Origin of the sequence: Streptomyces swartbergensis (assembly GCF_002148965.1) — a bacterium.
Classification (GTDB): domain Bacteria; phylum Actinomycetota; class Actinomycetes; order Streptomycetales; family Streptomycetaceae; genus Streptomyces; species Streptomyces swartbergensis.
In genome coordinates this window covers 1-10,169 of sequence record NZ_NGFN01000310.1, presented here as the reverse complement: position 1 = coordinate 10,169, position 10,169 = coordinate 1, and the positions used below count along the sequence as shown (strand labels likewise).

11 protein-coding genes are annotated in these 10,169 nt (G+C 69.6%); 4 read left to right on the top strand and 7 right to left on the bottom strand.

The annotated features are described in order from the left end of the window. Positions 1-24 precede the first annotated feature (24 nt). Complete coding sequence (locus CA983_RS34130; protein WP_086604648.1) at positions 25-483, bottom strand: MarR family winged helix-turn-helix transcriptional regulator; 459 nt, start codon at positions 481-483, stop codon at positions 25-27. Positions 484-834: 351 nt separating this feature from the next. On the opposite strand from CA983_RS34130, the gene CA983_RS34125 reads away from it, so the two are divergent. Next, positions 835-1,761 (top strand): hypothetical protein, encoded by a 927-nt coding sequence (locus CA983_RS34125; protein WP_143645623.1) that lies wholly within the window; start codon positions 835-837, stop codon positions 1,759-1,761. Between the two features lie 128 nt (positions 1,762-1,889). Here CA983_RS34125 and CA983_RS34120 read toward each other — a convergent pair whose 3' ends face one another. Continuing rightward, positions 1,890-2,780, bottom strand: a complete 891-nt coding sequence (locus tag CA983_RS34120; RefSeq protein ID WP_086604646.1) for a LysR family transcriptional regulator — start codon at positions 2,778-2,780, stop codon at positions 1,890-1,892. 98 nt (positions 2,781-2,878) lie between these two features. Here CA983_RS34120 and CA983_RS34115 point away from each other — a divergent pair, with 98 nt between their 5' ends. Continuing rightward, entirely contained in the window at positions 2,879-3,244 is a 366-nt protein-coding gene (locus CA983_RS34115; RefSeq protein WP_086604645.1) for a YybH family protein, read from the top strand. Positions 3,245-3,367: 123 nt separating this feature from the next. Here the strand turns inward: CA983_RS34115 and tgmC are convergent, their stop codons facing one another. From tgmC to CA983_RS34090, 4 genes are all read right to left on the bottom strand, one after another. Continuing rightward, positions 3,368-4,486 carry an ATP-grasp peptide maturase system methyltransferase gene (gene tgmC, locus CA983_RS34110; RefSeq protein ID WP_244207212.1) on the bottom strand — a complete coding sequence of 373 codons (1,119 nt, stop codon included), beginning with the start codon at positions 4,484-4,486 and terminating at the stop codon, positions 3,368-3,370. After that, positions 4,483-5,430, bottom strand: coding sequence for an ATP-grasp ribosomal peptide maturase (gene tgmB, locus CA983_RS34105; protein WP_086604644.1), 948 nt, complete (start codon positions 5,428-5,430; stop codon positions 4,483-4,485). Before tgmB ends, tgmC begins: the two co-directional genes overlap by 4 nt. Continuing rightward, complete coding sequence (tgmA, locus tag CA983_RS34100; RefSeq protein WP_086604643.1) at positions 5,427-5,723, bottom strand: putative ATP-grasp-modified RiPP; 297 nt, start codon at positions 5,721-5,723, stop codon at positions 5,427-5,429. The genes tgmB and tgmA overlap by 4 nt, the downstream gene beginning before the upstream one ends. Before the next feature lie 707 nt (positions 5,724-6,430). Continuing rightward, complete coding sequence (locus tag CA983_RS34090) at positions 6,431-7,633, bottom strand: helix-turn-helix domain-containing protein (protein WP_086604641.1); 1,203 nt, start codon at positions 7,631-7,633, stop codon at positions 6,431-6,433. 81 nt (positions 7,634-7,714) lie between these two features. On the opposite strand from CA983_RS34090, the gene CA983_RS34085 reads away from it, so the two are divergent. Both CA983_RS34085 and CA983_RS34080 read left to right on the top strand, forming a co-directional pair. After that, a complete protein-coding gene (locus CA983_RS34085; protein WP_086604640.1) occupies positions 7,715-8,383 on the top strand; it encodes an HAD family hydrolase in 669 nt (222 codons plus the stop codon). Between the two features lie 237 nt (positions 8,384-8,620). Next, on the top strand, positions 8,621-9,748 hold the full coding sequence (locus CA983_RS34080) for a methyltransferase (RefSeq protein WP_086604639.1): 1,128 nt from the start codon (positions 8,621-8,623) through the stop codon (positions 9,746-9,748). A gap of 15 nt (positions 9,749-9,763) precedes the next feature. Here the strand turns inward: CA983_RS34080 and CA983_RS34075 are convergent. Beyond that, a partial coding sequence (locus tag CA983_RS34075) for a flavin reductase family protein (protein ID WP_143645622.1) occupies positions 9,764-10,169 on the bottom strand: 406 nt, incomplete at its 5' end.

The window sequence follows — 10,169 nt, the reverse complement described above, 5'->3', positions numbered from 1 at the left end:
GCCTGAGAGCGGAAAAGAGAGAACCTAGTGGTGCCAGGCACGCCCGCCGGTGTTGTGGATGAATCGCTGCAGCACCTTGAGGGTGGTCAAGTACTCCTCGTCGGAGATGCCCGCGTGCCGTTCCGCCCACAGCTCGACCTGGAGCGCCGCGGCCTTGTCGTAGAACGCCCTGCCCTCCGCCGTGATGCTCAGGCATCCTTCGGAGTCCTCGTTGATCCAGCCCTGGGCGATGGTCCTGTCGATCTCCCGTTCCATGGCTTCCAGGCCCGTGTCGAGGTAGTTCTCGAGGAGGTGGGCCACCTCGTCGCGAGATTTCACGGTGTCGGCTCGTGCGACCTGCGCAAGGACCCACCATTGCGGCTGGGTGGTGCCGATCCCTGCGAGGGCGGCCCGGGTGCGGGTGACGACAGCATTGAAGGCGGCCCAACTCCAGTAGCCGATGGGCTGCTGGATCAGTGCGGCGTCGTTGTGCGAGTACTCCACGGCCGGTCCCTCCGTCTTTGCCTGAGTTGGTTCGACGAGACCGACCGTAGAAACTCAACCTCTCTTGAGGTCAAGGCTCTCGCCTTGTACGGTCTGCACGTCGTAGAGGCGGATGGCGGCTGTGTCCTTGGCCATGACGTCCAGTACGCCGATGTGGCGTTCTTCGGCTTGCGCCACCTCAACTACCCGCTGAAACCACTCCGTTCGAAATCGTCTCGCCGACGTCGAACACGATGGTCTCAATCACCCTGGGAGCCTGATAAGACGAGGGCTACCATCTGATCACCGGCGCGGAGGTGATGTCCGAGGCCGAAAGCTTGTGAATGCGCCGATGGCCGGGGGAGGGCGCGGGTGTATCGCACACAGCCGCAGCGGCGTTCTACACCATGGACCCGGCTGACCGGCATGCTGCTCATGGTGGCCTGCTACGCCACTTTGATCGTAGGCGTCCTGCCGCTGCCGCCAGACGCAGATGTACGGGATCTCCGGCTCGCGCTGATCAGCTGCACCTTCCTGTGCGTGCTCATGTGGATCACGGCATCGGTCCGTTCGCCACGCACGGACGCAGTCGTCCTCGACAAGGCCAGGCAGCGGGAACGCCGTCCGTCCCGCACTCTGCCCATCCTTCTTGGCCTCGCCATCCCGCTGGCGAGCGGTGCGGCACTGGTCCAGGCGGTCGGCCCGGACGGTGAGCAAGGCCGCTGGGTGTCAGAGGTCTACGCGGCCGGCGGAGGCGCGTACGAAATTCCCATCGAGAAGGTCCTCGACGAACCAGATCCGACCGGGGTCAATATCAACGACGTGGACGAGTACGCCGCGGATGTCATGGTGACTCTGCCGTTCGACGACGGCGCCCGCACCGTCACCGTCCACGGTGCGACGACGGTCGGCAAGCCGGTCAAGGGCGACACGGTAGCGGTCATGTACGCCCCTGGTCGCCCCACTCTGGGCGTGCGTCACAACGACAACGGGTTTTTCTCCAGCGGCTTGGCACTCATCTGGATCTGGGCCCTGACGTTCTTCTTGTGCATCTTCACCGCTGGTGTCTTCGCAATGAGCCGCCGTGACCGGATCCACTCTGTTCGCAGATTCCGCACAGACGTCCACGGTCCAGCAGCACTGGTCCTGTGCATGGGCGTCCTCTTTCTCCTGCCTGGCGCGTTCTTCCACACATCCACGTGGGCAGGCTGGCTGCTCGCCCTCGTGGCGGCCTCCACGCCCTGGCTCGCGCTGACGTGGGTTGTGCAACGAAGGTGGAGGACCCTGACGCGAACGTAGTCGGCTCCGGGTCAGGCCCGCGTCGATCCAAACAGCCTCACCGGCCAGTGGGCGGGCGGCACGCCTGCCGCGATGGGTCTTCGTCGCCGACACCTCGCCGTGCAGTCGCAGGGTCGAAGGTGTTCCGCTCAAGCAGGGTCGGGCTCGGTGAACGCTTGTCGGCTGTGCAGGAGCAACTCGCGCAGGGCGGGGCTGTGCGGGCTCTTCCAGACCAGGGCGAGCAGCGCTGGTGTTTCGACGTCATCGATCGCGCGGGCGGTGAGCCGGTCGCGGTAGTTCGCGGCCATCGAGTCGCTGAGGACGGCGACGCCGAGCCCGCGGGCGGCGAGGTCGGCGATGGCATCCGCGGAGCTGGCTTGCAGTGCGATCTCGGGCTGGAGGCTCTGAGCGGCGCAGGCGCGGTCGAAGACTGCACGCAGGCCGGTACCGGGCGGCATGCACACGACGGGGTGGGCGGCCAGGTCGCGCAGAGTGACCCGTCGCTTTCGCGCCAGGGGGTGCCCGGCCGGAACTGCCGCGACGAGCCGCTCGCTGATGATGGTCAGCGCGTCCAGCCCGTTGGGGGTGGCGGTCGCGGTCCCGATGAGAGCCAGGTCGAGAGTGCCGGCACGTACGCCCTCGACGAGCCGGTCGGAGTTGTCCTCCAGCAGGGAGAGCTCCACACCCGGATGCGCCCGGTGGAAGGTGGCGAGGGCGTCGAACAGCGGCGTGACGGTGCAGCCGATGACCATCCCGACCGTGAGCCGACCGCGGATCAGGTCGGTGACCTCACCCACCGCCTGGCCGACCGCATCGGCTGCGGCGAGCGCGGCGCGGGCGTGTTCGAGCGCGGCCTTTCCCGCGACGGTGAGGGTGGCGGTACGCGCCGACCGGTGGAACAGCTCGGCGCCGAGTTCGCGCTCCAGTTGGCGGATCTGGGCGCTGACGCCGGACTGGCTGATGTGGACCCGCTCCGCCGCCCGCGTGAAGTTCTGTTCTTCGGCGACTGCGACGAAGTACTCCAGCTGCCTCATTTCCATGACTGGCAATTCTAGTTTCCAGAAGAACCATCTGTTGGACTTCTGGTAGGCGGGTCCCCAGGCTGGGAAGCGCTGAAGCCCGACGTCAGGAGGTACCCGTGCCGGAGTACGAGAAGGCCATGCGGCCGGAAGACATCACCCGCTTGTTCGTGGAACGCTCCAACGCCGGTGACGCGGCCGGGGTCGCCGCACTCTACGAAGAGGACGCGGTGCTGGCGTACCCGCCCGGCGAGCAGACGGTGGGCCGGGAGGCGATCCGCGCGCTGTGGGAAAAGGTGCTGGCCAACCGTCCCCGCTTCGAGCCGGAACCACCGCTGCCGACGCTGGTCAGCGGCGACATCGCCCTCACCTCGACCCCGCCGAAGGACGGGGCCGGCGCCCGGGCACAGGTCGTCCGGCGCCAGCCCGACGGAAGCTGGCTGCGCCTGCTCGACCAGCCCGAGTTCGTCCTGCCCAGCCGTTGAGTTCCTCGACCTTGTGAGTTCGCGAGATCAGGGGCCGCTTCTGGAGCGCCCGCGCGGAGTCCGCGCAGCGGATCGCGGTGGTTGTGGAGGTTGTGGCGGAGAAGGGCGGGACGGCAGGACGGATCACCAGTGGATCGTCTGGCCCTCCGGGGTGACTCTGACGGTGAACTGGTCGAGCGGTGGTGCACCGGCGGCACGCCACCGGCCGAACAGCTCCTCCACGGCGTCCCAGAGAGCGTCCGGCCCGTCTTGGCGGACGAGCCACTGACCGCCGTCCTCATATACGGCGGCCCATGAGCCGGTCTCCGTGTCGACGAGCACGTCCTCGGTGTGCCCGTCCCGTTCCAGGGTCAGGCGCTGGGCGCCCGGTACGGCAAGCTGCACGACGAAGCGGCTCGTCCAGTTGCCCAGTACGTCGGCCCCGGTGACGGTCTCCCGCTCTTTGCCCTCACCGAGGTCAGGAAGCAGACCGAGCGGCGGCGGCAGCTCAGGCCGCGCGAGCATGAAATTCACCCCGCCGCCCAGCAGCGGGCCGAACGCCGTACCGTCCTCGTGGACCGTCAAGCGTGCGAGCTCGGAGGAGCCGAGCCAACCGCCGACGGTCGCCAGGATCAGGCCGCCGGGCCGGGTCTGCTCGATCCACGTCCCGGGCACGGTGCGTACGCCGCATGTGGCGATGATCCTGTCGTACGGCGCCCCCGCGCCGTGACCGAGGAGGCCGTCGCCGGTGACGAGTGTCGGGTATGTCCTGAGGTGGCCGAGCGCTGTCCGCGCCCGCGACGCCACGCGCGAGTCGTACTCGATGGAGGTGACGTTCCCTGCGCCGAGCCGCGCGCTGAGCACGGCGGTCGAGTAGCCGGTGCCGGTACCGATCTCCAGCACCTTGTGCCCGTCCTCGACCTGGAGATCCTCCAGCATGCGCAGCACGAGGGAGGGCATCGTGCTGGAGCTGGTCGGCTCACGGGTGATCCGGCCACGGACGTCTTCCGGCACGATCGTGCCGGCGATCTGGGTCACCAGCGACTCGTCCGCGTAACAGCCCTCCAGCCAGCCCGCGTCACCTGCCCGTACGGACTCCCACGCCGTGAAGTCCGTGCCGACCGCGCGCCAGAAGAAACCGCCGCGCAGGAACTCGTGCCGGGGGACGGCAGCGGCGGCGCGCTTCCAGGGCTCCGTGCGCAGGCTACCGTTCGCCGTCATCCTGTCGAGGAGCTGCTGGTGGAGCTGTGCTTGATCGGTCACGTCTTCCTCTCCAAGAGGTCTGCCAGGGCTGCGCACATGGGCAGACCCGTTTCGGTCTCCAGCCAGTACCACTGGCCGGAGGGATTGCACTCCAGGAACCACCATCGGCCGTCCTGGCCTACGCAGAAGTCGAAAGCTCCGAAGACCAGGCGGAAGCAGTTCATGTAGCGGCGGAGTGCCGGCCGGACCCCCGGTGGTGCTTCGACGGGGGTGTAGGTCAGCCGGCTGTAGTCGGTGCGCCAGTCGAGGAGGTCTGAGTCGATGCGGACACAGAACACGTCTGCGCCGATGACGGTCACCCGGACGTCTGCGACCTTGGGGACGCGCTCCTGGAACAGGTGCGCCGTGCCCGCGATGTCGTCGTCGATGTCCGCTGCGGACACCTCGGCGACCGTGACAACGGACGAGACGCCGTCGACTCGGTACACCGGGTTGTGCAGCGGTTTGTAGATGACCGAGCCGTGCGCCTTGGTGAACTCGCGGGCGGCGTCGGGGCTGGAGGTGATGAGGGTGGGCGGCACCAGGAACCCGGCCTCGGCTGCTGCGGTCAGCCCGGCCGGTTTGAACTCGGCATCCCCGATGCGGTGCGGGTGGTTGACGTAGAGGCACCCGGGCAGCGACGCCAGGACTCCTCCGAGTCCATACCGGGCCTGAGTGATGGCGAACCGGGCGTCCTGCTCGTCGAGGTGCGGGAAGGCGAACCCGGTCGGCCGGCGGTAGTACAGGGAGCGGATGTTGGCCAGGTCCGCGGTGCGGGTGGGGGTGAGGAGGCGGCCTCGTAGGCCGTGTTCGGTGATCTCTGCCTCCACCGACAGTGATGCGGGGAAGTCCCCCGAGTCGAGACGCACGACCGGGATGTCCCGGTCGTGCAGCTCGCTGATCACCACGTCGGCGGTGGGGTCGTGCAGGCTGGTCACGACCACAACCGGACGCGGATCACTCACTGGTCGCTGTCGGCGCTCGTGTCGGTGTCCGTCGCGCCCTGGTTGCCGCCGTCCGGGCTGGTGCCGGTCGACGGGCTGGTGCCGGTGGACGTGTTGTGCTTGCCCATCTCCATGACCTGGTCGGCGGTGTCGTAGAACACGGCGGTCTGGGTGGCCGGGTCCAGCTCGGCGCGGGCGTAGGCGGGGGCCATGGTGGGGTAGGGCGCCATGCGGCTGATCCCCCACGGGCGGGGCGTGCTGAGTCCCCGCGGGATCGCCGGGCCCGTGGGCAGACGGTCGGAGTGAACGAACATGCCTCTCCCAATGTCGTAGGTGTGGAACGAGCAGCCCGCCCCGACGCTCAGGCTGTGCAGGTGCCGGCCGGAGCGGGAGTCTTCGTTTGCCGTGGCCGTTTCGGACAGCGGGGGCCGCAGGCGTACACGTTGATGCTGAGGTCGTAGGCGCCTGCCTGGCCTGGGGCGATGCCTGCGGGGACGCCACCGCCCCGCAGTGAGGCGCTGCACCAGCAGCAGTGCCAGCCCTGGTACTGGCCGTACGTCAGCTCGGTCACGGGCGGCGGCGTGGGGCGCCTCATGAGCGGCCCTCGGACGCGAGGTGGCGTAGGGCGGTGCGGTCGGCGCATGGCGTATTGCGGAGGCAGTGGCCGCACTGCGTGACGTGGATGGCATACACGCGGGCCGCCTGCGCCCGGACGCAAGAGCCGCAGCCACGGGGGAAGATCTGTCCCCCACGCCGGCAGGGCCGGGCGCCGAGGTCCCGCGCCGTGTAGGGGATCAACCCTGAGCCACACCACACACAGATCGTTCCTTCGGTCTGCGGCCTCGACAGCCGGTTGACGTCAGGGAGCGGCAGCAGGGCAAGAGCGTCAACGTCAGTGCTGGTCTCGCCGGGCACGGGGGCCTCCACAGTCGCAGTGATCCGTCTCACATACGTGACCGTAGGGAGGTGCGGTCCATCTCACCCGAGCTGACAGTTCGGGTGAGCCACAGGCTCGGCGCCCTTACATGAGACCGATGCGCACCGCCAGCTCCTCGGCCTGCCGGGCATGCATCGCTCGCGCTCGGCGGATCACGGTCAGCACGAGTTGCCGGGCGAGCGGTGTCCGCGCCAGGTCCTCTGGGGCGATCGCCTCCAGACCCAGGAGGGCGAGCAGCGCGGCGGCGTCGTCCCGGCGCTGGCTGTGGCAGGCCGCCACCTCAAGTCCGAACGTGAACTCGCGCTCCATTGACGGCAGCCCGCTGGTGTCGATGGCGTCCGCAGTGTGAAGGGCTTCGCCGGTCTCGCCCGCCTCCATTTCGATGCTCAGGGCGTGTAAGGCAATATTCGTAGGCCCGAAGACCGTCCAGCTGATATTGCTCGCGTCGGGTACTACTCGGGCCGCAGGCGCGGCATGCCGAGTCAGACGCTCGCGTGCCTCCCACCACCGGCGCCGGCGTGCGGCCCCCACCACGGCGACGAGCTGGAGGGCGCCGCCCATCGCGGTCCGTTCGACCTCTGGCATCCGCGCGGTGGCCACCTGCTCGGCCGCCCGCAGCGCGAGTTCTTCTGCTTCGGCGGGCTGCCCCCCGGCGAGGAGAACGTGGCCGAGGTTCCACTGGGCGGCGGCAATGCGGAGCGGATCGTCGGCGTCTTCAGCGGCGCGCATCGCACGGTCGGCGGCGAGGGTGGCGAGGTCGACACGGCCGGTGCGGCGCAGGTACGAACGGAGCAGGCAGTACAGGTCCGCGGCAGCCCGGAGTACGGCGCGGCGCTCCAGTTGGTCCGTCCGGGCCCGGGCGGTGCGTACAGCGTGTTCGACGTCGGCGACCAGTCCGGGCAAGGTCTCGGCCGCTTTGGTGAAGCGGTCGCCGGCGGTCTGCCAGCTCTGCCACGCGGCCTCCACCCGATCCCTCAGCACGCTCGCCGGTAAGGGCTCGGTGCTGCGGGCCGGGCCGTAGCCCAGCAGTGCACGGCCCACTGCGGCCTCAGCGGTGTCGGCCGTCTCCTCCTCGGCGGGCGGCTGCTCGGAGAGCAGTGCGGCGGCGGGCACGCCCAGCTCTTGGGCCAGCGCGTACAGGATGGGCAATGACGGCACCTTGAGGCCCCGCTCGATCTGCGACAGGTAGTCGGGCGAGATGCCGACCAGGCCAGCGACCGCATCCTGTCGACGCCCGCCGCGGTAGTGCCTGATCCTGTCCCCGATGGGGAGGTCTGCTGCAACCATGCGCCTACTCCTTGCTCCCTGGTACGAGCGTAGGGTGCGCGCTGTGCGGGGAGGCCTGGTTCGTGGAGAGGGGAGACGCTGGTGCCTGAACTGGTGCTGTGGGACATCGACCATACGCTGATGGCGACGCGAGGCCTCGGACGTGAGCTGTGGGAACAGGCCTTCACGAAGGTGACGGGGGTGGCGCTGCGGGAGCAGGCGTCGGTCACAGGGTCGACGGAGCGTGTGATCCTGCGGGAGACCGCGCGGCTGCACGAGATCCCGTACGACGAGGACCTCTTCGCGCGATTCGCCTCAGCCCTGGGAGAGATACACGTCCGCCGTGCCGCCGAACTGCGCGAGCGTGGGCACGCGTTGCCCGGGGCCGCTGGGGCGTTGGCGGCCCTCGCAGACCAAGGCGTGCGCCAGTCCGTCGTGACCGGCAACGTCCGCCAGGCTGCCGAGGTGAAGCTTGCGGTGTTCGGCCTCGATGCCTACCTGCGGCTCGAAGACGGAGCGTACGGGGAGGACGGGGAGGGGCGGCCCGAGCTGCTGCATACCGCCCTCAAACGGTCAGCCGTGTCCCCGCAGGGAGCGGTGTTCCTTGGAGACACCCCAGCGGATGTCATCGGCGGCCGCGAGGCCGGCGTTCGGATGGTGGCGGTTGCCACGGGTCGTACTGCGGCGAGCGAACTGCGCGCGGCCGGCGCCCATTTCGTACTGGACGGCCTGTCGGATGCCGGCCGGGTGCTCGCAGCAATCGGAGCATGACGAAACGCCCCCTTCCGACCGGGGGGCGTGAAAATCGTCGCTCGGGTGGGTTCGGTGGGGCTCATGGGGCGCCCTGGCGCGGAGTCGATGATCGGGAGGCGCGGTCGGCCTATCCTTGACCTGGTTACTTCTTCGCCACTCGGAAAGGTCAGTCGATGACACTCGGCATGGTCCTCGGTGACGTGGGCGTCGTGACGTCACAGGTTCGTTCGCGTTCGGCCTTCCGAGGAGTTTGCCGTGTCCACGATTCACTGGATCGATGCTCAGCCCCGTTCCGCCCGCTGGCATTCTGAGTCCGGGCTGCCCCTGCCCCGACGGGTCGTCGTCGCCGACGACCGGATGAAGGCCGCCGTCGCCTACCGGCTGGCCTGCGAGGGCACCGCGTTGCTGTGGCGCGGGGATTTCCAGAACGCGCGCCAGCTGTTGCGCGCGATGGACCGCCGTGTCGGCCGGGCCGCGCCGGGTGTGGCGGGCACGCCGGCCGAGACCTTTCATCTGTACCGCCGGTTCCGTGCTCACCGTGCCCGCGTGCTCGGCAAGCTGCTCGTGTTGTTGGAGGAGGGGTACGGACTGGCTCTGCGCCGGGCGCCTGATGTGCGACTGGCGTGCACCGAGGCGTACGGGCCGTCCGTGCCGTCCGGCGAGCCCATGGCCGTCGCCCTCACCGAACTGCTGGGTGTGATCAGTGCCCGGGAGTGGCGGGAGAAGGGTGTGTATGTTCCGGCGCTGGATGCGCGGGTCCATCCGCATTACGGGGTGTTCGCGCCGACGAGGGGCGAGTACGTCGATCTTGTCGCGCGGGCGCCGCTGCCGCGTGGTGGTGATGTGCGGACGGCGTTCGACCTGGGCACGGGCACCGGTGTGCTCGCCGCCGTGCTCGCCCGGCGGGGTGTCGGGCAGGTGGTGGCCACGGACGTCAGCGCGCGGGCGCGGGAGTGCGCGGGGGACAACGTGCGGCGGTTGGGGGTCGAGCGGGCGGTCCGTGTCACCGGCCCCGAGCTGTACCCCGAAGGGCGCGCCGATCTCGTGGTGTGCAACCCGCCCTGGCTCCCCGCCCGTCCCGCCTCCGACCTGGACCTCGGCGTCTATGACGCGGGCGGCGGCATGCTCCACGGGTTTCTCGACGGGCTCGCCGGCCGGCTGGAACCGGGTGGTGAGGGCTGGCTCGTTCTCTCCGACCTGGCCGAGCGCCTCGGGCTGCGCAGCCGGGAGGAGCTGATGGCCGCCGTGGAGGGGGCCGGGCTGCGGGTCGTCGACCGTCTGGACACCCGACCGCGCCACGCGCGGGTGCGGGACACGGACGATCCGCTGCACGCCGTACGGGCCGCCGAGGTCACGTCACTGTGGCGGCTGGCCGTCGCCTGATCCGTACCGGCTCGATCAGTCCGAAAGCCGCGCGAAGCGCCCCCGGTGGAAGAGCAGCGGTCCGTCCGGGTCGTCGGCGCCCGTGCCGAGGGCGTCCACGCGGCCGACCACGATGAGGTGGTCGCCGCCGGTGTGGACGGCGTGGATCGCGCAGTCGATCCAGGCGACGGCACCCGACAGGCGCGGCGAGCCGGACACCGGCGCCGCGTCGTACGCCACACCCGCGAACTTGTCCGCACCGCTCACCGCGAAGGCGCGGCACAGCTCGGTCTGGTGGGCGGCCAGGACGTTCACGCAGAACACCCCGGCCCTGGCGATCCGTGGCCACGTCGTCGACGTACGGCCGACCATGAAGGCGACCAGCGGCGGGTCGAGGGAGAGAGACGTGAAGGACTGGCAGGCGAAGCCGGCGGGGGAGTCG